The following is a 704-nucleotide window of genomic DNA, read 5'->3' as shown; positions in this document are numbered from 1 at the left end:
GTGATCGGCCAACTGTCCGCACTCCTCGTGATGATCCTGCTCCAGCGCATGCTGACTCCGGAACAGATGGGCGAATGGGGCTGGCGCATCCCGTTCATCATCGGCGCCGTTGCCGGGCTCGGCGTGATGATCCTGCGCCGCACCATGGATGAATCCGAGCACTACAAGATTGAAAAGGCCCGCGAAGCGTCCGGCCTTGAAAACGGCGCCAAGCCGGTGGGCTCCCTGCGGGCACTCCTGCAGTACCCCAAGCAGCTTGCAGCCGTTTTCGCCCTGGCCATCGGCGGCACCGTTTCCTTCTACGTCTTCACCACCTACATGCAGAAGTACATGGTGAACACCTCGGGGATTGCAAAGGAAGACGCGTCCGTCATCAGTTTCTTCGCCCTGCTGATCTTTATGTTCCTGCAGCCCGTCGCCGGTGCAGTATCCGACCGCGTCGGACGCCGCAAGGTCATGCTCTTTTTCTCCATCGGCGGCACCCTCATTACAGTTCCCGTCATGACTCTTCTGGCGGGGACCACCAACGTTTTCGCCGCCTTCGGAATGATGATGCTTGGACTGGTGTTCTGCTCCGGTTACACGGCATGCGCGGCCATCGTCAAGGCAGAAATGTTCCCCACCCGCGTCCGTGCCCTGGGAGTCGGCCTCCCCCACGCCCTGGTCGCGGCAACCTTCGGCGGCACGGCGGAGCCCATTGCCCT

Annotated in this window: 1 protein-coding gene; it reads left to right on the top strand. The window is 61.9% G+C overall.

Going from position 1 to position 704, the window contains the following annotated elements:
* The coding region (locus tag ABFP37_RS22495) for an MFS transporter (RefSeq protein WP_347035033.1) at positions 1–704 on the top strand (704 nt) is incomplete at both ends.

Origin of the sequence: Burkholderia sp. RS01 (assembly GCF_039748055.1) — a bacterium.
In the GTDB taxonomy this organism is placed as follows: domain Bacteria; phylum Actinomycetota; class Actinomycetes; order Actinomycetales; family Micrococcaceae; genus Arthrobacter.
This window is presented reverse-complemented; position numbering and strand designations above follow the sequence as displayed.